The sequence below is a fragment of the Mesorhizobium sp. YR577 genome, from assembly GCF_900116595.1.
Lineage (GTDB): Bacteria > Pseudomonadota > Alphaproteobacteria > Rhizobiales > Rhizobiaceae > Mesorhizobium_M.
Genome location: NZ_FPBI01000003.1, coordinates 44,380 through 67,724, shown reverse-complemented (window position 1 = coordinate 67,724; position 23,345 = coordinate 44,380). Strand labels below are relative to the sequence as shown.

The following is a 23,345-nucleotide window of genomic DNA, read 5'->3' as shown; positions in this document are numbered from 1 at the left end:
ATCCGCCACACCTCCCACCTACCGCCACCCCATGAACCGCCTCCCCATCCTCCTCGCGCTCGCCATCCTCACCGCCTGCGCCTCACCCCGCCCGGCACCTCCGGCCGAGGTTCAGCCGACGGTCGAGCCTCTGCCGCCGGAGATAAAGCCTCTGACGCAGGAGCAGGAAGAAGAGATCGGCCAGTAGCTAGATGCTTGCGAGGGCGGGGATAAAAATCCCCCTGATTTGCGATTTCCAGCACCCGGCCCGCGCCCCGCTCCCGTCCAAGCCCTTGAAATCCCTACCTCTCCCTCAGGGCGCGAAAAAAAGCACCGCGTTTTTTCAAAAATCTTTTTCCCCACCCCAATTCACCGCTCGCATAATGGCGGCTGCTCCTCCTGCGGGAAGGCCGGTCGCGACGGCGGTCTGGGGGAGGGGCCGGCGCTTCCGGTTCTCCGCAAACGTAGCGGCGGGCCCGGGGAGGTTCCGTCCGAGGGTTCCCCTGCGGGTATTACGGCCCGCGCGTGCTGGACGAGCACATAGACCCCGTTTGCCGAAAGGTTTGCGGGGGGCAGCGGAACGGACGGGAACAGAAATCGCCGGACGGGCGGTCGCGAGATCGCACTAAAACCTTAGATGAGCGATCCCGCGACCGCCCGTCTTCCCGACCTTCTTTTCAAAACTCGGCCGTGCGGCGCGAGAGCGCTTTCGCGCGGCTGCATCCCGCTTTCACCCCGAAGGGAGATAAAAGACATGGCAGACGAAAGGGAAAAACCGCGCGCGCTCCATGGACAGCCAACGCCGCCGATCGACCGCTATGCGGTCAAGCATGAATATGTGCCGCGTGACTGGAGCAAGTACGATGTCACCGACGTTTACGAATATTTTCCGATCCCGCCGGGCGAACCCGGCCCGCGTTTCAGGATACCGCACCACAAGCGCGACCCGGAGCAGACCGACAAGCAGTATGAGGCCACGCGCCGCGCGACCGAGCAGCATTTTCGCGCCCAGGGCGTCTATCTCGCCATGTCGCAGGCTGCCGCGACGCATCGCGGCCATTTTCGCGATTGCAAGATCGCGGCCTGCCGCCGCGCCGGCAAATGCATCTCGCGGCGGCTGGAGGATGACTGGACGATCTTTCCCGGCCCGATGATGCCGCCCTGCTGCGACCGCAAGGACCGCACCGAGCCGGTGCGCGAGATGATCCGGGAAATCACCCCGAAGATCCTGGCCCTGCAGCGGCGCGAGGCGGAGGAGAAGGCGAAGGCCGGCGGGGAGGCGGCAGGCAAGGCGAAGGGCTGAGGCCGGCGTCGTGGCGTAAGAGGAGGTCGCGCCAGCGGCTTTCGCGGGCGGGGTCGATGGGCTAAACGGCAGGTGAATTCACGCTTGCCGGATAGCCCGCCCCATGAACGCCACGCCTGCGCCGTCTCCCCTGTTTCTCGGTATCGACACCGGCGGCACCTACACCGACGCCGTGCTGTGGTCCGAAACGGCGGGTGTCGCCGCCAAGGCCAAGTCGCTGACCACGCGGCACGATCTGGCGGTCGGCATTTCCGGCGCGGTCGATGCGGTGCTGGGAGAGGCGAGCGCCGACCCGGCGGCGATAAAGCTGGTGTCGATGTCGACCACGCTCGCCACCAACGCGCTGGTCGAGGGGCAGGGCGGGCGCGTGGCCCTGGTCATGATCGGCTTTTCCGAGGCCGATCTCGCCCGCGACGGGCTGAAGACCGCGCTCGGCACCGACCCGGTCGTGTTCTGCGGCGGCGGCCACGACGTCCACGGCAACGCGAAGCCGCTGGAGCTGGACGCGCTGGAGGCGGCGCTGCCGGAACTGGCAAAATCGGTGTCGGGCTTTGCCGTCTGCGCCTATTTCGCCACCCGCAACCCGGCCCATGAGATCGCCGCGCGCGACCTCATCCGCGAAAAGACCGGCCTGCCCGTCACCGCCAGCCACGAGCTTTCGGCCAAACTCGGCGGCCCGCGCCGGGCGCTGACCACGCTGCTCAACGCCCGCCTGATCTCGATGATCGACCGGCTCGTCGCCGCCACCGAAGGCTTTCTGGCCGCCCGTGGGATAAAGGCGCCGCTGATGGTCGTGCGCGGCGATGGAGCTTTGGTCTCGGCCGCCTTCGCCCGCGCCCGTCCGATCGAGACGATCCTGTCGGGGCCGGCGGCCTCGCTCGTCGGCGCGCGTCACATGACCGGGCTCGACAATGCGGTCGTGTCGGACATCGGCGGCACCACGACGGATGTCGCCGTGCTCGACAACGGCCGGCCCAGGCTCGATCCGGAAGGTGCTACCGTCGGCGGCTTCCGGACCATGGTCGAGGCGGTCGCCATGCGGACTTTCGGTCTCGGCGGCGATTCCGAGGTCGCGCTGGAAGACGGCGCGCTCAACCCGCGCATCCTGCTCGGCCCCCGCCGCGTCGTGCCGCTGGCGCTCGCCGGCATGGCCCATGGCGAGGCGGTTCTCGGCCAGCTCGAACGCCAGCTGCGCGCGGCCAATCCGGGCCGCATGGATGGGCGTTTCGCGGTCCGCACCGGCGTGCCGGAGCGCCTCGCTGCCGGGCTGACGCCGCCTGAAGCAAAGCTCTACGAGGGCATAGGTTCCGTGCCTTTGCCGCTGGATGGCCTGCTGACCTCGAATGCGCAGAACGCTACGCTGAACCGGCTGGTGTCGCGCGGGCTTGTTCACATTGTCGGCTTTACACCGTCTGATGCCGCCCATGTGCTAGGCCGGCAGGGCAACTGGGATGCGAAGGCTGCGCGGCTGGGCGCAGAACTTTTCGCCCGCAAGCGCGACGGTCGCGGCCAGTCGATCGCCGCCTCGCCCGAAGCGATTGCCGAGCGCGTGCTTCTGACGCTCACCCGCAACTCGGCCGAGGTGATCCTCGAAACCGCCTTCGCCGAAGATGGGCTTGATGGCGCGGCGACCGTGGCACATGCGTTGGTGCAGCGTGCCGTCGACGCGCATCCCGGCATCGCCCGCTTCACCGTGGCGCTCGACCGGCCTGTCATTGGCCTCGGCGCCTCCGCGCCGCTGCATTATGCCGGCTTGCCGCCGCTCGTCGGCAATGAATGCGTCGTGCCGGAAGACACCGACGTCGCCAATGCGCTCGGCGCGGTGGTCGGGCAGGTGCGCGTTTCGGTCGAGGCGCGGGTCAGCCAGCCCAAGGAAGGGCTTTTCCGGGTGACGTCAGGCGATCAGGTGCGCGATTTCCTGAGTGAGGACGATGCCGTCCTGGCGGCGGAAACCGACATCAGGGCAATCGCAGCCGGCAGGGCGAAGGATGCCGGCACAGACGCCGCCGAAATCGAGATCATCCGCGAGTTCCGAACCTCCACGGTGGAAGGCCAGCGCATGTTCATCGAGGCGCAGATCATGGCCGTTGCCACGGGGCGGCCCCGCATCGCCGTTTGAGCGAAAAACCTTTTTCCCCGTGCATGATTCCGGCTTTATTTTTCGAGGAAGCCGGCTTGTGAAACTTAGGGTGAATTGACCCTGTCACCCCGACATGGTCAAAGGCCGCAAATTGTGGTTCCAAGGCTTGGGTGTCTGGAGAAAAATATGAACGAAATGTTGGACGTGTCGGGGCTGCGGATTGCGCGTGAGCTTCATGATTTCGTGGAGCGGGAAGCGCTGCCGGGTACTGGTGTCGACCCTGCGGCCTTCTGGTCCGGTGTTTCGGCGATCGTCCATGATCTGGCGCCGAAGAACAGGGCACTTCTGGCCAAGCGCGACGACATCCAGGAACGGATCGACAGCTGGTACCGCGACAATGGCGCGCCGGTCGATATGGGCGCCTATCAGGCCTTCCTGAAGGAGATCGGCTATCTCGTGCCGGAAGGCCCGGCCTTTCAGGTGTCGACGGAAAATGTCGACCCCGAGATCGCGGTGGTCGCCGGGCCGCAGCTGGTCGTGCCGGTCATGAATGCGCGCTATGCGCTCAATGCCGCCAATGCACGCTGGGGTTCGCTCTATGATGCACTCTACGGCACCGACGCTATTCCGGAAGCTGATGGCGCCGAGAAGGGCAAGGGCTACAATCCGGTTCGCGGCGCAAAGGTCATTGCTTGGGGCCGCGATTTCCTGGACGAGGTTGCACCACTCGCGGGCGGTTCATGGAAAGAGATTGAGTGGTTCTACGTTGACGACGGTTTGATGTTGGCGCTCCCTGACGATCAAACGCACGCGCGGGGTCATCTGAGGCTACAGGATCCCACTCAACTCGTCGGCTACAATGGCGAGCCACCTGCACCAGATTCCATACTATTGAAAAACAACGGCCTGCATATCGAAGTTGTCATCGACCGCAGCCACCAGATCGGCAAGACCGATGCTGCCGGCATTGCCGACGTCGTTTTGGAATCGGCGCTGACGACGATCCAGGATTGCGAAGACTCCGTTGCAGCCGTCGATGCCGAGGACAAGGTCGTCGTCTACCGCAACTGGCTCGGCCTGATGAAGGGCGACCTTGCCGAGGAAATCGAAAAGGGCGGCAAGACCTTTACCCGCAAGCTCAACCCCGACCGCACCTACACGGCCCCTGATGGCGGCGACGTCACGCTGCCCGGTCGCTCGCTGATGCTTGTGCGCAATGTCGGCCACCTCATGACCAATCCGGCCATTCTCGACCGTGACGGTAATGAGGTGCCGGAAGGCATTATGGACGCGGCGATCACCGCGCTTATCGCCCTTCACGACGTCGGTCCGAACGGTCGCCGCAAAAATTCCCGCGCTGGCTCGATGTATGTGGTCAAGCCGAAGATGCACGGGCCGGAAGAGGTCGCCTTCGCCGTCGAACTGTTCGACCGGGTCGAAGATCTGCTCGGCATGAAGCGCAATACCATCAAGATGGGCATCATGGATGAGGAACGCCGCACGACGGTGAACCTCAAGGAATGCATTCGCGCCGCGAAAGAACGCGTCGTCTTCATCAACACCGGCTTCCTCGACCGCACCGGCGACGAGATTCATACCTCGATGGAAGCCGGCCCGATGATCCGCAAGGGCGACATGAAGCAGGCGCCGTGGATTTCCGCCTATGAGGCGTGGAATGTCGATACCGGGCTTGAATGCGGCCTTTCCGGCCATGCCCAGATCGGCAAGGGCATGTGGGCCATGCCCGATCTGATGGCGGCGATGCTGGAACAGAAGATCGCCCATCCCAAGGCCGGCGCCAACACCGCCTGGGTGCCGTCGCCGACGGCTGCAACGCTTCATGCCACGCACTACCACAAGGTCAATGTGCAGGAGGTCCAGGCCGGCCTGAAGAACCGCGCCAAGGCCAAGCTGGACGACATATTGTCGGTGCCGGTCGCGGTGCGCCCGAACTGGACGCCGGAGGAAGTCCAGCACGAACTCGACAACAACGCTCAGGGCATTCTCGGCTATGTCGTGCGCTGGATCGACCAGGGCGTCGGCTGCTCGAAGGTTCCGGATATCAACGATGTCGGCCTGATGGAAGACCGCGCCACGCTGCGCATTTCCTCCCAGCACATCGCCAACTGGCTGCATCACGGCGTCTGCACCGACACGCAGGTGATGGAAACCATGAAGCGCATGGCCGGCATCGTCGATCGCCAGAATGCGGCCGACCCGCTCTATCGCCCGATGGCGCCGGACTTCGAAAACTCCATCGCCTTCCTCGCCGCCTGCGACCTGGTGTTTCAAGGCCGCGCCCAGCCCAACGGCTACACCGAACCGGTCCTGCACGCACGCCGGCTCGAGCTCAAGGCGCGGGACCGGGCGGGCAATTAATTTGACCATTGCGCTTGCCCACCCCCCTCTGCCCTGCCGGACGCCCTGGCCCGAGCCGCGGGTCTCGGTCCGTCCTTTGGACCCCTCTCAAGGGGGGAGATTGGTCGGCTGCTTGACCTTCGCCAATCGGAGGCGTGACGGAGCGAGCGGGGCGGCCAAGCGGCTGATCTCCCCCCTTGAGGGGGAGATGCCCGGGAGGGCAGAGGGGGGTGGTCGTAGCAGGGCTCGTCACTTCTCGATATGGTCCGGCTTTCAGGACGCCAGCGTCCAATGAACATCCTCGCCATAGACTGCTCCGCCAGCCTGTGCGCCGCCTGCGTCTACGACGCAGCTGCGGAAAGGGAACTCGGCCGCAAGGTGCTCGATCTAGGCAAGGGACATGCCGAGCATCTCATGGCGGTGATCGATGAGGCACTGAATGCCGCCAACATTGCATTTCCCGACCTTGGCAGGGTCGCCGTTTCCATCGGCCCGGGCTCGTTCACCGGGGTGCGCGTTGGCGTGTCGGCGGTGCGCGGGCTTGCCTTGGCGCTCAACATCCCGGCGGTCGGCGTGACGACCTTGGAAGCGCTTGCTGCCGAGACGCGTGATAAGCTCGGTCCCCGCAATGTGCTTGCCGCTCTTGATGGCGGGCGCGGCGAAATCCAGGCGGCGGTCCATGACGAGGCCGGTGCTGTGCTCTTTGCGCCTGCGGTGATCGATTTGAATCGCGCAACGGAACTGGCGGCGCAGTTTTCGCCGGCGCTCGCGGGCACGGCAGCGCAGATGATTGCATCGGCAATGCCGTCGCACGAATTCAGCCTTGGTCCGCTGGTGACAACCGCCGATATTGCCGTCTATGCGCGGCTCGCCGCGGCAAAGGAACCGGGCGAGAAACCAAAGCCGCTCTATCTGCGCGAGCCGGACGCCAAGCCACAGGCGGGTTTTATTCTCCCGAGGAGCAGTTGATGCGCATACCTTTCCTGCATTCGCGCTCGCGTGACTATTCGCTGGAGCCGCTTGCGGGCAAGGATGCCGACGCCGTTGCCCTTATTCATCACGAGGATTTCGTCCGTCCCTGGAGCGGCGGCGAATTTGCCGATCTTCTGTCGCAAAATACGGTCTTCGGCTATGCGGCGCGCGAGGTCGGCCGGGGCAAGGCGCCGCCCGTCGGCTTCGTGCTGGCGCGGCTCGTCGCTGGCGAGGGCGAAATCCTGACCGTGGCCGTCGCCCGCACGCATCGCCGGCAGGGGCTGGGCTGGCGGCTGATGGACGCGGTGCTGCGCGAACTCCACGGCCAGCGCGCTGATGCGCTGTTCCTCGAAGTCGACGAAATGAATGTCGCGGCGATCGCGCTCTATCGCCGGCTCGGCTTCATCCAGGTCGGCAAGCGCCCTGGCTACTACAAAACCGGCGATGCCGGCACATCCAGTGCGCTCGTCATGCGCCGCGACCTTCGTTAGCCGTCACATGCAGGCTGATGAGGGAAGATTTGGAGCAGTAATCGGCTGGATCCGCACAGGTCTTGCGCTTCTCCTCGTCGCCGTCAGTACGGCTATTCTGGTGCCGTTGCAGCTGTTTGCCAGAAAGACCGGGCTTTGGCGCGAGCATGTCATCCTGCGCCTGTGGCACAAGATTATCCTATCCGCGCTCGGCATTCGCGTTCATGCGCATGGTGCGATGTCGCAACAGCGCCCGCTGCTCGTTGCCTCGAACCATATTTCCTGGACCGACATCATGGCGCTGGGATCGTTCAACGACGTTGCCTTCATCGCCAAGTCGGACATGGCCGGCTGGCCGCTGATCGGCGGGCTGTCGCGCCTGCAGCGCACGGTCTTCATCGAGCGCGAACAGCGGCGCAAGTCCGGCGAGCAGGCGAGCGAGATCGCCAGCCGCATGGCCGCCGGCGACGCCATGGTGCTGTTTGCCGAAGGCAGCACCGGCGACGGCAATCTGCTGTTGCCGTTCAAGAGCACGCTGTTCGGCGCGGCTGAAATGGCGCTTCGTGACAGCGGTGTCGACAAGGTTTTCATTCAGCCGGTGGCGATCGCCTATACGCGCCTTCACGGCTTGCCGATGGGGCGTCAGCATCGCACGATTGCGGCGTGGATCGGCGACATGGATCTGGTGCCGCATATGAAGGAATTGCTTGCCGAAGGCGGCATCGATGTCGAGATTCATTTCGGCGAGCCGCTGGAGTTTTCGGCCGGCACCAGCCGCAAGGAGACAGCCCGAAAGGTCGAGAAGCAGGTGCACGCGATGATGCAGGCGGCACTGCGCAATCCGCGCGGCGGATCGTGAACAAGAATCGTCTGTTTTTTGACACCGAAAAGCGCTAGAAGCCGCCCAATGGAACTGAACGAGATTTCTAAGGACACGGCAGAAATTGCCGTCGCGTCGACCGGCCCGGCCAAGAAGGTCTTCCTCAAGACTTACGGCTGCCAGATGAACGTCTACGATTCCCAGCGCATGTCCGATGCGCTGGCCGCCGACGGCTATGTCGCGACCGACGCCATCGACGACGCCGATCTGGTGCTGCTCAACACCTGCCATATCCGCGAGAAGGCCGCCGAAAAGGTTTATTCCGAGCTTGGCCGCATGCGCGATATGAAGGCCGAGCGGGCAAAGGCCGGTCGCGAGATGGTTATCGGCGTTGCCGGCTGCGTCGCGCAGGCCGAGGGCCGCGAGATCATCCGCCGCTCGCCGGCCGTCGATCTGGTCATCGGCCCGCAGACCTATCATCGCCTGCCTGAGGCGCTGAGGAAGGTTCGCGGCGGGGAGAAGGTCGTCGAGACCGACTATGCGCTGGAAGACAAGTTCGACCACCTGCCGCAGCCGAAGCGCGCCGACGTCATCAGCCGTGGCGTCACGGCATTCCTGACCGTGCAGGAAGGCTGCGACAAGTTCTGCACCTTCTGCGTGGTGCCCTATACGCGCGGCTCGGAAGTATCGCGATCGGTCGCGCAGATCATCGCCGAGGCTGAAAAGCTGGCCGAGGCGGGCGTGCGCGAGGTGACGCTGCTCGGCCAGAACGTCAACGCCTGGCACGGCATCGGGCCTGACGGCAACGAATGGGGCCTTGGCCGCCTGCTGTTCCGGCTGGCCGAGATTCCGGGATTGGCGCGGCTGCGCTACACCACCAGCCACCCGCGCGACATGGACGACGAACTGATCGCCGCCCACCGCGATCTGCCGTCACTGATGCCCTATCTGCATCTGCCGGTTCAGTCCGGCTCGGACCGTATCCTGAAGGCGATGAACCGCAAGCATACGGCGGCGGATTATCTCCGCCTCATCGAGCGCATCAGGAATGTGCGCCCGGATATCGCCATGTCGGGCGACTTCATCGTCGGCTTTCCCGGCGAGACGGACGCCGATTTTGAAGCGACGATGGAGCTGGTGCGCGCGGTCGATTATGCGCTGGCCTTCTCGTTCAAATATTCGCCGCGTCCCGGCACGCCGGGCGCCGACATGAAGAACCATGTCGTTGAAAATGTTAAGGACGAACGGCTCCAGCGCCTGCAGGCGCTCCTGCTCGATCAGCAGCGCGCATTCGGCACCAGCCTCGTCAGCAAGACCGTCGAAGTGCTGATCGAGAAGCCCGGCAGGCAGGCCGGACAGATCGTCGGTCGATCACCTTGGCTGCAGCCCGTTATTCTTGATGAAACTGCCGGCGAAATCGGTGACATTATCAGGGCACGAATCACTGGAACGGGCCACGCCAGCCTGTTCGCCGAACGAGCCTGACGGCTTCGGCAGATGAGGAGAGACGTTTGAACGCCACGACTGACCTGAAGAACGTGCCCTCCGGGGCCTCGGACATGGCGCACATCGTACTGACCTTCGACAACAACAAGCTGGCCAGCGCGCTGTACGGGCAATTCGACGAGAATCTGGCCCGGCTGGAGCAGAAGCTCGGCGTCGATATCAATTCGCGCGGCAACCAGCTGCAGATCAAGGGAAGCGCCACCGCAGCCGAGCAGGCGCGCCGGGCGCTCGACCATCTCTACGGCATTCTGCAGAAGGGCGGCGAGATCGCCCAGTCGGATGTCGATGGCGCCGTCAGGATGGCGATCGCCGCCGACGACCAGCTGACGCTGCCGACGCTGGAGCGCAAGGGCAAGGTTGCCGCCGCCCAGATCGCCACGCGCAAGCGCACGATCTATGCCCGCACGCTCAACCAGGATGCCTATATGCGGGCGCTGGAGCGCTCGGAGCTTGTCTTCGGCATCGGCCCTGCCGGCACCGGCAAGACCTATCTGGCGGTTGCGCACGCCGCCATGCTGCTCGAACGCGGCATGGTCGAGCGCATTATCCTGTCGCGGCCGGCGGTCGAGGCCGGCGAGCGGCTCGGCTTCCTGCCGGGCGACATGAAGGAAAAGGTCGATCCCTATCTGCGCCCGCTCTATGACGCGCTCTACGACATGATGCCGGCCGACAAGGTCGAGCGCGCTATCGCTGCCGAGGTCATCGAGATCGCGCCGCTGGCCTTCATGCGTGGCCGCACGCTGGCGCACGCAGCCGTCATTCTCGACGAGGCCCAGAACACGACCTCGATGCAGATGAAGATGTTCCTGACGCGTCTCGGCGAGAATTCGCGCATGATCATTACCGGCGACCCGACGCAGATCGATCTGCCGCCGAACACCAAGTCCGGCCTGGTCGAGGCGCTTCGCATTCTCGACGGGGTTCCAGGCGCGGTCACGGTGCGTTTCAACGACGCCGACGTGGTCAGGCATCCGCTGGTTGCCGAAATCGTCCGCGCCTATGATCGCGACGGCAAGATCGCGCAGGGCCTGGGCTCGTCGGAAAGCTGATAGGCCAGATTTTCGCGATGAAAAAAGCTGCCGCGCGTGGCACTGAGACGCTTCCTGTCGAGATCGATGTCATGATCGAGGCCGGCGACTGGCCGGCGCAGGCCGAGCTGGAGGCGCTGGCTCGCGATGCTGTGGCCGCCGCCCTTGCCGAGACCGGCGATACCGCACCCGACGGCACCGAACTCAGCCTCGTCTTTGCCGACGACGCCCAGATCCGGACGCTGAATGCCCAATGGCGCAACAAGGACAAGCCGACCAATGTCCTGTCGTTCCCGGCATTCCCGTTCGCGCGGGGCGCGCCGCTTCCGCCCTTGCTTGGCGACATAATCCTTGCTGCCGAGACCGTCGCGCGGGAAGCAGAACTGGAAGCCAAGCCGCTCGATCATCATATTACCCATCTCGTGATCCATGGCTTCCTGCACCTGCTGGGTTATGATCACGAGACCGACGCAGAGGCTGAAGAAATGGAGGCTGTGGAGCGCCGTGCGCTCGCAAGGCTTGCCATTCCCGATCCCTACGCGTAACAGGAAGTGACAACCAACCGGACGATGATGAACGAGAACCCAGAGACTGCCGCCAAGACTGATGCCGGCAGCGGCCAAGCGGCCAACGAAAACACCGAAGACGGTCCTAGTCACAGTTCGGCGTCTTCCGGTGCGGCGACCGAACCTTCCCATGAACGGCCTTCGCTGTTGGAGCGTCTTGCCGGCCTGTTCCGGTCGCGCAACGGGTCGAGCCTCCGCGATGATCTGACGGACGCTCTCGCCGAGAGCACGACGGATGCCGAGTCGTTCTCGCCCGGCGAACGGGCGATGCTCAACAACATCCTGCGCCTGCGCGAAGTGCGCGTCGAAGATGTGATGATCCCCCGCGCCGATGTCGAAGCGGTGGAGATCACCACGACGCTCGGCGATCTCATGGCGGTGTTCGAGCAGTCCGGCCATTCCCGTATGCCGGTCTATTCCGAAACGCTCGATGATCCGCGCGGCATGGTGCACATCCGTGATGTTCTCGCACACATAACGAAGCTCGCCCGAACCAAGAAAGGCCGGCAGTCGAAAAAGCCGGTGGTCGGCGGCGTGGCGCTGGATTTCGCCAATGTCGACCTGACTCGCACGATCGGCGACCTCAATCTTATCCGAACCGTGCTTTTCGTACCGCCCTCGATGCTTGCGTCCGACCTGATGGCACGCATGCAGGCGGCGCGCACGCAGATGGCGTTGGTTATCGACGAATATGGCGGTACCGACGGTCTGGTATCGCTCGAAGACATCGTGGAGATGGTCGTCGGTGACATCGAAGACGAGCACGATGATGATGAGCCGCTGATCACCCAGACCGGCGACGGCGTTTTCGTGGTCGATGCAAAGGCCGAGATCGACGATGTCGCCAAGATGATCGGCGAGGATTTCGCCGCCGGCGAACATGGCGAATATGTCGACACGATCGGCGGTATGATCTTCAACACGCTCGGCCGCGTGCCGGCGCGGGGCGAAGTCGTGCAGGCCATTCCCGGCTTCGAATTCCACGTGCTCGATGCCGATCCGCGGCGCGTGAAGCGGGTGCGTATCGTCGAAACGCAAAAAAGCGAACGCCGCCGCCGTTCAGCGCGGGCCGAGCAGGCATGATCGCCGGCGTTTGGAACGATCAGCGCATGCTGATAAACCTTGTCGCGTGATTCTCTAGCAGCGGACCGAAAGGTGGAATCCGGCTTTCGGAATATTCCGATGCTCATTTAAAGGGTTAGATCGTCCTTTGTGTGTCCGAAGGGACGCACGGCGATCTGGTGACGAGGGGCAGCCTATGGAGCGCCTTGCAGGGCGGGTAATTCTGCTGTGGGGCTGGCGGCGGGCGATCACGGCTTTTCTGGCTGGCGCTCTCGCAGTTCTTTCCCAGGCGCCATACGATTTCTTCGCAGTCTGTTTCGTTTCCTTTCCGGTTCTGGTCTGGCTGCTCGACGGCGCCACTGTCGCATCCCAGCGCGGATTTCTGCGGCGGCTCGTGCCGGCATTTGCCACCGGATGGTGGTTCGGCTTCGGCTATTTCCTGGCGGGGTTGTGGTGGATCGGCGGCGCCATGCTGGTGGAGGCCGACAGCTTCGCCTGGGCCCTTCCTTTTGCAGTGGTCGGCATTCCGCTGATCCTTGCCTTCTTTTATGGTTTTGCCTGCGCCGTCGCTCGCCTGTTCTGGAGCAACGGTCTGGGGCGCATCGCAGCACTTGCCTTCGGTTTCGGCCTGGCCGAATGGCTGCGCACCTTCCTCTTCACCGGCTTCCCCTGGAACGCTATCGGTTATGCCGCGACACCGGTTCCCCTGATGATGCAGAGCGTGTCGGTCACCGGCATGATCGGCATGAACACGCTTGCTGTGTTCGTCTTCGCCATGCCGGCGCTTCTTGCGGCACGTCAACATCGCCGGCTGGGGCTCTCCCTTGCTGCCGTCCTCGCCCTTGCCCATATCGGTTTCGGCTATGTTCGGCTGGCAGCGCCCGCCAAGCCGGATGGACGCGGTATCTCGGTGCGTGTCGTTCAGCCGAATATCGACATGACCGAAAAGTGGGATGAGAGCGTGCGTGACAGGATTTTCCGCACGCTCCTGGATTTGTCGGCCGAACCGCCCGAGAAGGACAAGCCCAAGCCGCAATTGATCCTGTGGCCGGAAACCTCGGTGCCGTTTTTCTTCACCGATCGCCCGGACGCCCTGACGGCGCTCGGTGCCCTGCTGGAGGAAGGGCAGACGCTGATCGCCGGCGCGATGCGCGAAGAGGGCGGTAACTCCACCAAAGGTGATGCGCGCTACTACAATTCGGTAGTTGCCATCAATGCTTCGGGTGAAATCGTCGACGCCGTAGACAAAGTGCATCTCGTCCCTTTTGGGGAATACATGCCTTTTGCCGATTTGCTGGCGCGATTTGGCCTCGATCAGATCGTCGCCGGACCGATGAATCTGGCGCCCGGCATCGAGCGTCACGCAATCACCATGCCGTCGGGCATCCGGGCCCTTCCATTTATATGTTATGAAATTATATTTCCTGAACTTGTGGCAGTTGACGCTACGTCAACGGACATTATTGTGAACGTCACAAATGATGCCTGGTTCGGCGATACGCCGGGTCCTTACCAGCATTTCCGACAAGCGCAGCTCCGTGCCGTTGAGGCGGGGCTACCTGTCGTTCGTGCCGCCAACACGGGGGTTTCAGGGGTGATTGACCAACGTGGCCGCATAATTGACGCATTGGCGATGGATACGCGCGGCGTAGTTGACGCGACCATTTCGTTGGGTCGCTACGACAAATTAACGCTCGGATATCCCGGTATTAACGGTTTGGTTATCCTGTTCGCCTTTGGAGCATTAGGCCTTGGAATGGGGGTGGGACAAAAGCTCCGGTCGAATTGACAGCCGGTATATTAGAGATTCATAGTGCGCCCGCCTCAATGTAAGTGGAATGATGGGCGATTGAATTGGGGACAATCACTACATTGTCGTGATAAAATCAAATAGAAGAAGCCGGTTAATCGGCGAGGAAAAAATGATCGACAAGGAAAATAAGAAGAAGCCGAACCCGACAGACATATATGTCGGAAGCAGAATTCGCCTGCGTCGGAACATGTTGGGAATGAGTCAGGAAAACTTGGGTGAAAAGCTCGGGATTACCTTTCAGCAAATACAAAAATATGAAAAAGGAACGAATAGAGTAGGAGCTAGCAGGCTACAGGCCATATCTTCTATCCTTGGCGTGCCCGTTTCTTTTTTCTTCGAAGATTTCGTGAGCCAGGATGCTGCTGGAGGCAAAGGTTTTGGCGAAGAGTCGTCAGCAACTTTCGCCCTCGATTTCGTGACCAGTCCTGAGGGTTTGCAGCTTAACCGTGCGTTCTTCAAGATCAGTGACGCCAAGGTGCGTCGTAAGATCATCGATTTGGTGAAGGTGCTGGCGTCCGATGAGGAAAGCTAGGCGACCTTTTTAGGTCGCCAATTCCAAAAAGGCCTTGCGCCACGCAAAATGTCTGCTTGACGGGCTCTGTGCGGCTTCGGTAACACGTGTGCCGCCAGAACGCGGCATTCTGCCGTTCGTTTCTTTCAAGAGGGGACACCCGTGACGCGGCAGAATTATCTCTTTACAAGCGAATCAGTTTCCGAAGGCCATCCAGACAAGGTCTGCGATCGCATTTCCGATGAAATCGTGGATCTGGTTTATCGCGAAGCAGCGAAGAAAAACGGCAACGGCGAGGCGCAGATGGACGCCTGGGAGGTGCGCGTCGCATGCGAGACGCTGGCCACCACCAATCGCGTCGTCATCGCCGGTGAGGTCCGTGTGCCGAAGTCGCTGCTGAAGCAGGACAAGGACGGCAACATCCTGGAAGACGCCAAGGAATTCCCGATCATCAACCCGTCCAAGTTCAAGTCCGCCGCGCGCAAGGCGATCAGGGCGATCGGCTACGAACAGGACGGCTTCCACTGGAAGAAGGCGAAGATCGACATCCTGCTGCATGGCCAGTCAGCCGATATCGCCCAGGGCGTCGACAACGCCGCCGACAAGCAGGGCGAGGAAGGCGCGGGCGACCAGGGCATCATGTTCGGCTACGCCTGCAACGAGACGCCCGACCTCATGCCGGCGCCGCTCTACTACAGCCACAAGATCCTCGAACTGCTGGCCGCTGCCCGCCACAAGGGCGAGGGCGATGCCGGCAAGCTCGGCCCGGACGCCAAGAGCCAGGTGACCGTGCGCTACATCGACGGCAAGCCCGCCGAAGTGACCCAGATCGTGCTTTCGACCCAGCATCTTGATGCAAGCTGGGATTCCAAGAAGGTGCGCAAGGTCGTCGAGCCTTACATCATTGAGGCGCTCGGCTCGCTCAAGGTCGCCGCCGACTGCAACTGGTACATCAACCCGACCGGCAAGTTCGTGATCGGCGGACCCGATGGCGACGCCGGCCTGACCGGACGCAAGATCATCGTCGACACCTATGGCGGTGCGGCTCCGCATGGCGGCGGCGCTTTCTCCGGTAAGGACACGACCAAGGTGGATCGCTCCGCAGCCTATGCAGCGCGCTATCTCGCCAAGAACGTCGTTGCTGCCAAGCTTGCCGATCGCTGCACGATCCAGCTTTCCTACGCCATCGGCGTCGCGCAGCCGCTGTCGGTCTATGTCGACCTGCACGGCACCGGAAAGGTCAGCGAAGATGTGGTGGAAGCCGCCTTGCGCAGCGTGATGGACCTGTCTCCGTCGGGCATCCGCAAGCATCTCGACCTGAACAAGCCGATCTACGCACGCACGGCCGCCTACGGCCATTTCGGCCGCAAGGCCGGCCGCGATGGGTCCTTCTCCTGGGAGAAGACCGATCTCGTCAAGGCGCTCAAGGAAGCGGTCGCGGCCTGATCGTCAGGGGTGATGTTGCTATGAACGCCGAAGCAAGGCGCAGCCGCTCGACCGAAGCTTTTTTCGGTCGGCGGCATGGCAAGACCATGAGCCCTTACCAGGCTGCGTCGCTTGAGACCGGCCTGGAGAAACACCGGCTCGATCTGGCGCAAGCGGCACCCGCCGATCTGCGCCAGTTGTTTCCCGTGCCGGTTGCCGATGTTCGTATGGAAATTGGCTTCGGCGGCGGCGAGCATCTTCACCACATCGCCTCGCTTCATCCCGATACCGGCTTCATCGGCGTCGAGCCTTTCGTCAACGGCATGGCTCGCCTGATGACGTCGCTTGCCGAAAAGCCGCTCGCCAATCTGCGCGTCTACGATGATGACGCCACGCGCGTGCTGGACTGGCTGCCCGAGGCGTCGCTGTCGGGCATCGACCTGCTCTATCCCGATCCCTGGCCGAAGAAGAAGCACTGGAAGCGGCGCTTCGTCAGCGAGGCCAATCTCGATCGTTTCGCGCGAGTGCTGAAAAGAGGCGCCAAATTCCGCTTCGCTTCCGACATCGACACCTATGTGAACTGGACGCTCCTGCATTGCCGCGCGCACAAGGCGTTCGAGTGGCAGGCCTCCGAGGCCGGTGACTGGCACGAGCCTTATGAGGGCTGGATTCGTACCCGCTACGAGGCGAAAGCGGTTCGCGAAGGCCGTCGCCCTGCCTACATGACTTTCGTCAGGGTCTGATTACCGCAGGCATTTCGGTTTCTGGAAATCTGACCCGCGCGCGCAAGCCGCGTCCACCTGCGGCCGAGAGCAGCGAAAGCTCTCCTCCGAAAAGCCCGGCGATTTCCTCCACGATCGGCAGGCCAAGGCCCGTGCCCGGTTTCGAGCCGTCGCCGCCGCGCGAAAAGCGCTTTCGGACAGTTTCAATCTGCTCAGCTGAGAGGCCGGGACCGTTGTCTTCGACTTCCAGGATGACGCCGTCATCCCTCAGCACGCGCACCGTTACCATCGCGCCGGAGCCGGCATAGGCGATGGCATTTTCGATGAGGTTGCCGATCAACTCACCCAGCAGCAACGGCTCGCCCCGGATGACGAGTGCCTCTTCGCCTTCGAAACCAAGATCGATGCCGGCCGTTTGCGCCTTGGGAATGCGATCGGCGGTGCAGCTTTGCGCGAGTTCTGTGAGATCGACGGCAACAAGATCCCTGAGGCGTTGGGATGCGGCCTCGTCGATCTTGGCCATCAGCAGCAGTTGGGCGAGCATTCGCTCGGCATGGGCGACCGCCTCGTCTCCGGTCGCCGCGGCTGCTCGCGCCTGATCGAGCGAGTTTGCCCGCGCCGCCAGCGCCAGTTGCGTCCTGATGATGGTCAGCGGCGTGCGCAACTGATGGCTGGCGTTGCCGGTGAAATGGCGCAGCGCATCGAGCGCCGAAGCAAGCCTGACCATGAAGGAATTGACAGAATCGACCAGGCCTCGCACCTCGTTGGGCACCGACTGCTCGATCGGCCGCAGGTCATCGGGGCTGCGTTCGGTGATGGCTTCGCGGAGCCGGTAGAGCGGTCGCAGCGACGCGGTGACGGCAAACCAGACGATGATTGCCGCACCCGCAATAAGGATCGCCAGACGCAGCGCCGAGCGCAGCAGGATCGTTTCGGTCAACCGCGTGCGAGCGATCGTGGTTTCGGCGACCGTCACGACAAAGGGAACGGAGTTGACGCCGGTCGAGGCCGAGCGCGCCAGCACTGCAAGCCGGATCGGCTCGCCGCGAAACTCCGCGTCGGCATAAACCGCCCGCTCGGGCACGGAAACGGCGACTGTCGGCAGTGACTGGTAGCCGGTGATGAATGTGCCGGGCGGGCCCTCGACGCGATAGAAGACCCGATCCTGCGCTGCCGATGTCAGCATCTCCAGCGCGACATAGGGAATGTCGACCTCCAGCGAGCCGTCTTCCGCGACAACCACGCGCTCGGCGATGGCCAGCGCCGAGCCGGCAAGCACGCGGTCGGATACGGCATTGGCCGTCTGCACGGCCTCGCCATAGGTATCGACCAGCGCTATCAGGCCAAGCGCGATCAGCGGCAGCAGCAGCCAGAGAAGGAGCCGGCGGCGCAGCGAATAGGTCGATACGTCAGCCATCAGGAGCTTTGCGTCTTTTCGAGGTAATAGCCGATGCCGCGCGCGGTGCGCACCGTCAGCCCATGCGGGGCCAGCCGCTTGCGCAGCCGGCTGACATATTGCTCGATGGCATTGGCGCTCAGATCGTCATCGAAACCGGCAAGCGACTCGATGATCGACTGCTTGGTGACGACCTTGCCGGCGCGCAGGAACAGCGTCTCCAGCAGGCTGATTTCGCGCGCCGGCAGGTCGAGCGATATTCCCCCGGCTGAGAAGCTGCGCGAGTTCTGGTCGAAGGATACGTCGCCGAACGTGACGGTCGCCGCTTTCAAGCCTGCCTGCCGGCGCAGAAGCACGCGAACGCGCGCTTCGAGCTCGCCGACGTCGAACGGCTTGATCATGTAGTCGTCGGCGCCGAGATTGAGGCCCTTGACCCTGTCCTCGAAGGCGCTGCGCGCCGTCAGGATAAGCACGCTTGCGTTGTTCTGGCGCGCCCGCATGGTGCGCAGCACGTCGAGACCGTCCATCTCCGGGAGATTGAGGTCGAGCACGACCACGTCGAAACGTTCGGTGGCAAGCACCGCTACAGCCGATGCGCCGTCGCCGACGATATCCACTGCATAGCCGCTGCCGCGCAGGACGGCGGCGAGTCCATTTGCCAGCGTGACGTTGTCCTCGACCACCAGTATGCGCACGAAATCCCCTTTTTTACCGCAGCTTAGAGCGGGAGCGAAAGCTTGTGAACACGGTAAGCCTGTTGCATGGTCAGTGGACCATGCGGCTGCTTGCATTCCTCATTCTTCTGCTCTCTGGAGCTTTCCCTGCCACGGCACAAGAGGTGCTCTTCCCGGCATTGGACGGCAACGCGAGCGCGCGCACGCTCATTGTCTATTCCTCGCTCGATACGCCGCTGGTCGAGCCGATGGTTGCCGGTTTCCAGAAGGCCAATCCGGGCGTTGCGGTCCGCTACGAGGATATGCTGACTTCCGACATCTACGACCGCATTGTCCGCGAAACCGATGCCGGACAAAAAACCGCCGACATGGCATTCTCGTCGGCGATGGATCTGCAGGTGAAGCTTGCCAATGACGGCTATGCGCAGCAAAGCGATCTTCCGCTGAGCGAGCGCTGGCCGCGATGGGCGAACTGGCGCAACACGGCCTATGCGCTGACATTCGAGCCGGCAGTCTTCGTCTACCACAAGCCGAGCTTCAAGGACGTGGAGCCGCCCGCCACGCGCAAGCAGTTCGTGGATTACCTGCAGCATCAGGGTGACGCCGTTTTCGGCCGTATCGCCACTTATGACATCGAGCGCTCTGGCGTCGGCTTCATGTTCATGTCCCGCGACCAGGAACAGTTCGGCGATATCTGGACGGTGATCCAAGCGATGGGAGCGGCGGGCGTAAAGCTCTATTCGACGAGTTCGGCCATTCTGGAGCGCATCGCCGATGGCCGCTTCGTGCTCGGCTACAACATTCTCGGCTCCTACGCTGCCGATTGGGCTTCGCGCCATCCTGATGTCGGTATCATGCTGCCCAAGGACTACACCGTGGTCATGTCGCGCATCGGACTGGTGCCGAAGGCGGCACAGTCTCCCGATCTCGGACGCAGATATCTCGAATACTTCATGTCCGCCGAGGGTCAGGCGATCATGGCCAGGCAATTGCACATCGCAGCCGTCAATCCCGACGTGTCCGGCGAGAATACCGCCAGCATGATGCAGACAACGCTGGGCGCCCAGTTGCGGCCGGTGCCGGTAAGCCCCGGACTGATGGTCTATCTCGATCAGGTCAAGCGCACACGGCTGATCAAGCGCTGGAACGATGCCTTGCGAGGACAAGAGTGAACTGACAGAATGCCTGCACGATCTTGCCGGATGTCAGCCTTATGTCAGGTTGATGTGGTGATGTGACGGTCGGTTTGGCTGTTGGAGGCAGCCAGAACGGGGAGTTTCGGGAGGAACCAAGCCCATATCCCAGAATATTTGTCCGCGGTCTCAAGGCTTACGGCAGGGAAAATGGGCATTTTGACTGCGGTGTGGTACGACCACGCCCTGCCAGACCTTCCAAACCAGAGAAAGCCCGGATGCCGGTGATGAACCGGGCAAACGAGGCTTCGACAGTCAGATCTGGCGCGCCACCTCCTGATGGCGCACCGAACCAAGGAGGAAACATCGTGAAGCATTTCGTACTCGCGTCGATACTGGGTGGCTTGCTCGCCCTTCCGGCACATGCTGCCGACTACAAGATCATGGCGCCCGCAGCGCCCGGCGGTGGCTGGGACCAGACCGCCCGCACCATGCAGACGGCCCTGCAGGACGAAAAGATTTCCAGCAGCGTCCAGGTCAACAACGTTCCCGGCGCTGGTGGCACCATCGGCCTTGCCCAGTTCGCCAATCAGGCGAGCGGCGATCCTTCGCAGCTCATCGTCGGCGGCTATGTCATGGTCGGCGCGATCCTCACCAATGCATCTCCTGTCACGCTCGATCAGGTGACGCCGATTGCCCGCCTCACCGGCGAATTTGAAGCAATCGTCGTGCCCGCCACTTCCGACATCAAGGACATGGCCGGTCTCGTCGCGAAGCTGAAGGCTGATCCGGGCTCGGTGTCCTGGGGTGGCGGCTCGGCCGGCGGTACGGATCACATCACTGCGGGCCTGATCGCCAAGGCGGTGGGCGTCGACCCGACCAAGGTCAACTACATCGCTTTCTCCGGCGGCGGTGAGGCACTTGCGGCTATCCTCGGCGGACAGGTCACGGTCGGTATTTCCGGCTATGGCGAATTCGAATCGCAGATCAAGGCTGGCGAATTGCGCATCATCGGCATCTCCAGCGACGAGAAGGTCGCGGGCATCGATGCGCCGACCTTCAAGGAAGGCGGCGTTGACGTTTCCATCCAGAACTGGCGCATGGTTGCAGCAGCACCCGGCATCACCGACGAGCAGAAGGCTGCGATCAGCGCTGACGTTGAAAAGATGGTGACGTCGAAGAGCTGGAAGGACGCGCTTGCCACCAAGGGCTGGGCCGACACCTACCTGGCTGGCGACGAGTTTAAGACGCAGCTTGCCAAGGACATTGAATCGACCTCGGGAATCCTGAAGGACATCGGTCTCGTCAAATGACGGAAAACAACACATCCGATACCAAGCGCCGCCCTGACCGGGCGGCGTTCGTTATCGCAGCCGTTCTGGCGATCATCGCCGGTGTGATTGCCTGGAACACCGCGCATATGGGCGGCGCCGGCAGCTATTCCCGCCTCGGCCCGACGGCTTTCCCCTATGCGATCGCCGCAGCCCTTTTCATTCTGGCCGTGTGGACGGTGTTTGCCGCCCTTCGCCATGATTTTCCGGAGCGCGAACCACAGCAGTTCGGACCCGTCATCTGGATCGTCGGTGGCCTTGCCGCACAGATGCTGCTTCTAAAGTTCGTAGGCTTTTCCATCGCCACCGGCCTGCTGTTTGCCGCCACTGCGCGCGGCTTCGGTCGTGGACCGCTATGGATGACGATCCCGATCGGCATCGTCCTGTCCTTCGTCGTCTGGTTCATCTTCTCCAAGGGGCTGCAACTGTCGCTGCCCGCCGGTCCGCTCGAGCGGCTCATTTTAGGCTAAGGGGTTAGAGCATGGATACGTTCGGCCTTTTGGCACAAGGGTTCCTGGTCGCGCTGGAGCCGATGAATCTTCTTTACGCGCTGATCGGCGTGACGCTGGGCACTGCCGTCGGCGTGCTGCCGGGCATCGGTCCGGCGCTGACCGTGGCGCTGCTTCTGCCCGTCACCTACAAGCTCGATCCGGCCGGCTCGCTGATCATGTTCGCGGGCATCTATTACGGCGGCATGTATGGCGGCTCGACCACGTCGATCCTGCTCAACACGCCGGGCGAAAGCGCCTCTATCGTCACCGCGCTGGAAGGCAACAAGATGGCCCGCAAGGGCAGGGGCGGGCCGGCGCTGGCGACGGCTGCCATCGGCTCCTTCGTTGCCGGTCTCATCGCCACGATCGGGCTGGCGCTTATCGCGCCCTTTATCGTCAAATTCGCGCTGTCCTTCGGCCCGGCCGAATATTTCGCGCTGATGGTGCTGGCCTTCATGACCGTTTCGGCCGCCTTCGGCGAGTCGTCCCTGCGTGGCCTGACGGCCCTCTTCATCGGCCTCGCGCTCGGCCTGATCGGCATCGACCTGCAGACGGGGCAGGCGCGGCTTGCCTTCGGCATTCCTGATCTGCTCGACGGTATCGAGGTGACGACGCTGGCGGTCGCGCTCTTTGCGATCGGTGAAACATTGACTGTCGCGGCGTCACGCAGCAGCGGCGACGAGCGCATTGAGCCGGTGAAGGGCTCCGTCTGGATGAACAAAGAGGATTGGTCGCGGTCGTGGAAGCCATGGCTGCGCGGCACGGCGATCGGCTTCCCGATTGGTGCCATGCCGGCCGGCGGCGCCGAGATCGGCACCTTCCTGTCCTATTCGGTGGAAAAGCAGCTTGCCCGGAAGCCGGAAGAATTCGGCCATGGCGCGATCGAAGGCGTTGCCGGGCCGGAAGCGGCCAACAATGCCTCTGCCGCCGGTACGCTGGTGCCACTGCTGACGCTCGGCCTGCCGACGACGGCGACTGCGGCAATCATGCTGGCGGGCTTCCAACAATTCGGCTTGCAGCCGGGGCCGTTGCTGTTCGCCAACAATTCGTCGCTGGTCTGGGGCCTGATCGCCAGCCTGCTGGTGGCCAATTTCATGCTGCTGGTGCTGAACCTGCCGCTGATCGGCCTGTGGGTCAGGCTTCTGTCGATCCCGCGCCATTGGCTCTATGCCGGCATTCTGGTCTTCGCGACGCTCGGCACCATAGGCGCCAACCCGTCGGTGTTCGAACTGGGAATGCTGCTGGCGTTCGGTATTCTGGGCTATCTGCTGCGCCAGTTCGGCTATCCGATCGCACCGGTCGTCGTGGGCTTGATCCTGGGGCCATTGGCCGAGCAGCAATTGCGCCGTGCTCTGGCGATCAGTCAGGGCGATCTGACGGTGCTTGTGCACTCGCCTATTTCGATCGTGCTGCTGACGCTTGCAGCTGCTGCCGTGATCGTGCCGCTGGTGATGCGGGCACGCGGGCGAGGCAAGGTGCTTTCGCAGCTTGCCGCCGACGAGGATTGATAGATCCTCGTCTCATCATCAACTTCCGGCTTTAGAAGTGCCGGATGTTCTTGAAGGACTCGGGGTTGATGCCGAGATTGCGGAGGTGATGTTCGCTCGGCATCCTGCGGTTATCGACGGCACGGGACACGGCCACGGCGCTACCGAATACGCTGAACAGATCGCTCATCACCGAAATTGTGCTTCGCTTGGTCATT

General features: G+C 62.9%; 22 protein-coding genes. 19 read left to right on the top strand and 3 right to left on the bottom strand.

All coding sequences use genetic code 11. The features are described 5' to 3' along the window. Positions 1-31 precede the first annotated feature (31 nt). From BM413_RS33010 to BM413_RS05485, 15 genes are all read left to right on the top strand, one after another. On the top strand, positions 32-187 hold the full coding sequence (locus BM413_RS33010) for a hypothetical protein (RefSeq protein WP_175544257.1): 156 nt from the start codon (positions 32-34) through the stop codon (positions 185-187). A 546-nt stretch (positions 188-733) separates the two neighbouring features. After that, positions 734-1,282, top strand: a complete 549-nt coding sequence (locus BM413_RS05555) for a hypothetical protein (RefSeq protein ID WP_091911255.1) — start codon at positions 734-736, stop codon at positions 1,280-1,282. A gap of 103 nt (positions 1,283-1,385) precedes the next feature. Then, positions 1,386-3,401 (top strand): hydantoinase/oxoprolinase N-terminal domain-containing protein, encoded by a 2,016-nt coding sequence (locus BM413_RS05550; protein ID WP_091911253.1) that lies wholly within the window; start codon positions 1,386-1,388, stop codon positions 3,399-3,401. A gap of 147 nt (positions 3,402-3,548) precedes the next feature. Then, the gene (locus BM413_RS05545) at positions 3,549-5,741 is read left to right on the top strand and encodes a malate synthase G (RefSeq protein ID WP_091911250.1); all 2,193 of its coding nucleotides are present in this window, start codon (positions 3,549-3,551) and stop codon (positions 5,739-5,741) included. A gap of 270 nt (positions 5,742-6,011) precedes the next feature. Further along, complete coding sequence (gene tsaB / locus BM413_RS05535) at positions 6,012-6,689, top strand: tRNA (adenosine(37)-N6)-threonylcarbamoyltransferase complex dimerization subunit type 1 TsaB (RefSeq protein WP_091911249.1); 678 nt, start codon at positions 6,012-6,014, stop codon at positions 6,687-6,689. Then, positions 6,689-7,183, top strand: coding sequence for a GNAT family N-acetyltransferase (locus BM413_RS05530; RefSeq protein WP_091911247.1), 495 nt, complete (start codon positions 6,689-6,691; stop codon positions 7,181-7,183). The genes tsaB and BM413_RS05530 overlap by 1 nt, the downstream gene beginning before the upstream one ends. A gap of 7 nt (positions 7,184-7,190) precedes the next feature. Then, positions 7,191-8,021 (top strand): lyso-ornithine lipid O-acyltransferase, encoded by an 831-nt coding sequence (locus BM413_RS05525; protein WP_091911245.1) that lies wholly within the window; start codon positions 7,191-7,193, stop codon positions 8,019-8,021. Positions 8,022-8,069: 48 nt separating this feature from the next. Further along, positions 8,070-9,467 (top strand): tRNA (N6-isopentenyl adenosine(37)-C2)-methylthiotransferase MiaB, encoded by a 1,398-nt coding sequence (miaB, locus tag BM413_RS05520; RefSeq protein WP_091911243.1) that lies wholly within the window; start codon positions 8,070-8,072, stop codon positions 9,465-9,467. 74 nt (positions 9,468-9,541) lie between these two features. Then, positions 9,542-10,537: a PhoH family protein gene (locus BM413_RS05515; RefSeq protein WP_091911722.1), complete on the top strand. Its 996-nt coding sequence runs from the start codon at positions 9,542-9,544 to the stop codon at positions 10,535-10,537. Positions 10,538-10,554: 17 nt separating this feature from the next. Further along, entirely contained in the window at positions 10,555-11,061 is a 507-nt protein-coding gene (gene ybeY / locus BM413_RS05510; protein ID WP_091911241.1) for an rRNA maturation RNase YbeY, read from the top strand. 27 nt (positions 11,062-11,088) lie between these two features. Then, positions 11,089-12,165 (top strand): hemolysin family protein, encoded by a 1,077-nt coding sequence (locus BM413_RS05505; RefSeq protein WP_091911720.1) that lies wholly within the window; start codon positions 11,089-11,091, stop codon positions 12,163-12,165. Between the two features lie 175 nt (positions 12,166-12,340). Beyond that, the gene (lnt, locus tag BM413_RS05500; protein WP_091911239.1) at positions 12,341-13,933 is read left to right on the top strand and encodes an apolipoprotein N-acyltransferase; all 1,593 of its coding nucleotides are present in this window, start codon (positions 12,341-12,343) and stop codon (positions 13,931-13,933) included. Between the two features lie 133 nt (positions 13,934-14,066). Continuing rightward, positions 14,067-14,489, top strand: coding sequence for a helix-turn-helix domain-containing protein (locus BM413_RS05495; RefSeq protein WP_175544256.1), 423 nt, complete (start codon positions 14,067-14,069; stop codon positions 14,487-14,489). 141 nt (positions 14,490-14,630) lie between these two features. Next, the gene (gene metK, locus BM413_RS05490) at positions 14,631-15,914 is read left to right on the top strand and encodes a methionine adenosyltransferase (protein WP_091911237.1); all 1,284 of its coding nucleotides are present in this window, start codon (positions 14,631-14,633) and stop codon (positions 15,912-15,914) included. A 20-nt stretch (positions 15,915-15,934) separates the two neighbouring features. Next, entirely contained in the window at positions 15,935-16,636 is a 702-nt protein-coding gene (locus BM413_RS05485; RefSeq protein WP_091911235.1) for a tRNA (guanine(46)-N(7))-methyltransferase TrmB, read from the top strand. Here BM413_RS05485 and BM413_RS05480 read toward each other — a convergent pair. Both BM413_RS05480 and BM413_RS05475 read right to left on the bottom strand, forming a co-directional pair. Further along, the gene (locus BM413_RS05480; protein ID WP_091911234.1) at positions 16,626-18,032 is read right to left on the bottom strand and encodes a sensor histidine kinase; all 1,407 of its coding nucleotides are present in this window, start codon (positions 18,030-18,032) and stop codon (positions 16,626-16,628) included. The two genes, BM413_RS05485 and BM413_RS05480, sit on opposite strands and share 11 nt — an antisense overlap. Further along, the gene (locus BM413_RS05475) at positions 18,032-18,706 is read right to left on the bottom strand and encodes a response regulator transcription factor (protein ID WP_091911232.1); all 675 of its coding nucleotides are present in this window, start codon (positions 18,704-18,706) and stop codon (positions 18,032-18,034) included. Before BM413_RS05475 ends, BM413_RS05480 begins: the two co-directional genes overlap by 1 nt. Positions 18,707-18,786: 80 nt before the next feature. On the opposite strand from BM413_RS05475, the gene BM413_RS05470 reads away from it, so the two are divergent. From BM413_RS05470 to BM413_RS05455, 4 genes are all read left to right on the top strand, one after another. Then, positions 18,787-19,857 (top strand): ABC transporter substrate-binding protein, encoded by a 1,071-nt coding sequence (locus BM413_RS05470; RefSeq protein WP_091911230.1) that lies wholly within the window; start codon positions 18,787-18,789, stop codon positions 19,855-19,857. A gap of 329 nt (positions 19,858-20,186) precedes the next feature. Beyond that, the gene (locus BM413_RS05465; RefSeq protein WP_091911228.1) at positions 20,187-21,131 is read left to right on the top strand and encodes a Bug family tripartite tricarboxylate transporter substrate binding protein; all 945 of its coding nucleotides are present in this window, start codon (positions 20,187-20,189) and stop codon (positions 21,129-21,131) included. Further along, the gene (locus tag BM413_RS05460; RefSeq protein WP_091911226.1) at positions 21,128-21,619 is read left to right on the top strand and encodes a tripartite tricarboxylate transporter TctB family protein; all 492 of its coding nucleotides are present in this window, start codon (positions 21,128-21,130) and stop codon (positions 21,617-21,619) included. The genes BM413_RS05465 and BM413_RS05460 overlap by 4 nt, the downstream gene beginning before the upstream one ends. Before the next feature lie 11 nt (positions 21,620-21,630). Beyond that, positions 21,631-23,148 carry a tripartite tricarboxylate transporter permease gene (locus tag BM413_RS05455; RefSeq protein WP_091911224.1) on the top strand — a complete coding sequence of 506 codons (1,518 nt, stop codon included), beginning with the start codon at positions 21,631-21,633 and terminating at the stop codon, positions 23,146-23,148. 31 nt (positions 23,149-23,179) lie between these two features. Here the strand turns inward: BM413_RS05455 and BM413_RS33005 are convergent, their stop codons facing one another. After that, positions 23,180-23,344 (bottom strand): hypothetical protein, encoded by a 165-nt coding sequence (locus tag BM413_RS33005; RefSeq protein ID WP_162931527.1) that lies wholly within the window; start codon positions 23,342-23,344, stop codon positions 23,180-23,182. Position 23,345: the final 1 nt, after the last annotated feature.

Coding starts and splice junctions, on each gene's coding strand:
- BM413_RS33010 (WP_175544257.1), top strand. CDS start 32: ATGAACCGCCTCCCCATCCTCCTCGCGCTCGCCATCCTCACCGCCTGC.
- BM413_RS05555 (WP_091911255.1), top strand. CDS start 734: ATGGCAGACGAAAGGGAAAAACCGCGCGCGCTCCATGGACAGCCAACG.
- BM413_RS05550 (WP_091911253.1), top strand. CDS start 1,386: ATGAACGCCACGCCTGCGCCGTCTCCCCTGTTTCTCGGTATCGACACC.
- BM413_RS05545 (WP_091911250.1), top strand. CDS start 3,549: ATGAACGAAATGTTGGACGTGTCGGGGCTGCGGATTGCGCGTGAGCTT.
- tsaB (WP_091911249.1), top strand. CDS start 6,012: ATGAACATCCTCGCCATAGACTGCTCCGCCAGCCTGTGCGCCGCCTGC.
- BM413_RS05530 (WP_091911247.1), top strand. CDS start 6,689: ATGCGCATACCTTTCCTGCATTCGCGCTCGCGTGACTATTCGCTGGAG.
- BM413_RS05525 (WP_091911245.1), top strand. CDS start 7,191: ATGCAGGCTGATGAGGGAAGATTTGGAGCAGTAATCGGCTGGATCCGC.
- miaB (WP_091911243.1), top strand. CDS start 8,070: ATGGAACTGAACGAGATTTCTAAGGACACGGCAGAAATTGCCGTCGCG.
- BM413_RS05515 (WP_091911722.1), top strand. CDS start 9,542: ATGGCGCACATCGTACTGACCTTCGACAACAACAAGCTGGCCAGCGCG.
- ybeY (WP_091911241.1), top strand. CDS start 10,555: ATGAAAAAAGCTGCCGCGCGTGGCACTGAGACGCTTCCTGTCGAGATC.
- BM413_RS05505 (WP_091911720.1), top strand. CDS start 11,089: ATGAACGAGAACCCAGAGACTGCCGCCAAGACTGATGCCGGCAGCGGC.
- lnt (WP_091911239.1), top strand. CDS start 12,341: ATGGAGCGCCTTGCAGGGCGGGTAATTCTGCTGTGGGGCTGGCGGCGG.
- BM413_RS05495 (WP_175544256.1), top strand. CDS start 14,067: ATGATCGACAAGGAAAATAAGAAGAAGCCGAACCCGACAGACATATAT.
- BM413_RS05485 (WP_091911235.1), top strand. CDS start 15,935: ATGAACGCCGAAGCAAGGCGCAGCCGCTCGACCGAAGCTTTTTTCGGT.
- BM413_RS05480 (WP_091911234.1), bottom strand. CDS start 18,032: ATGGCTGACGTATCGACCTATTCGCTGCGCCGCCGGCTCCTTCTCTGG.
- BM413_RS05470 (WP_091911230.1), top strand. CDS start 18,787: ATGCGGCTGCTTGCATTCCTCATTCTTCTGCTCTCTGGAGCTTTCCCT.
- BM413_RS05460 (WP_091911226.1), top strand. CDS start 21,128: ATGACGGAAAACAACACATCCGATACCAAGCGCCGCCCTGACCGGGCG.
- BM413_RS05455 (WP_091911224.1), top strand. CDS start 21,631: ATGGATACGTTCGGCCTTTTGGCACAAGGGTTCCTGGTCGCGCTGGAG.
- BM413_RS33005 (WP_162931527.1), bottom strand. CDS start 23,344: ATGACCAAGCGAAGCACAATTTCGGTGATGAGCGATCTGTTCAGCGTA.